Source organism: uncultured Jannaschia sp. (assembly GCF_947494025.1).
Classification (GTDB): domain Bacteria; phylum Pseudomonadota; class Alphaproteobacteria; order Rhodobacterales; family Rhodobacteraceae; genus Jannaschia.
Map to the genome: position 1 here is coordinate 1 of NZ_CANLTQ010000174.1, position 305 is coordinate 305.

Genomic DNA, 305 nt, shown 5'->3' on the forward strand with positions numbered 1-305 from the left:
GGGCGGATCGGCTTCGGCCAGCACCAGGTCTCGATCATGGCCGTGGCGCGGAGCCGGGAGGAACTGGACGATCTGTCCTCCGAGATCCGCACGCAGTCGCAGCGCGCACTCGCGGTGGCGGTGCGCGAGGGCATCGGCGCGCGCACGGCGTATTTCGCGCAGCATCCCGGTAACTTCTCCTTCCGGGCACGCGACGCGATGATCTCCACGGCCTGCTTCGCGGACTTTGCCGCGCTGCACGCTACGGGGCGCGGGCTCCGGCCCGGCACCGAGCCCTGGGGCGCCCCGATCACGGTTCTTCCGAC

Annotated in this window: 1 pseudogene; it reads left to right on the top strand. The window is 71.5% G+C overall.

Features of this window, described 5'->3' with window-relative positions:
* Positions 1-305, top strand: a pseudogene (locus Q1B08_RS21835) (hypothetical protein); the annotation flags it as partial.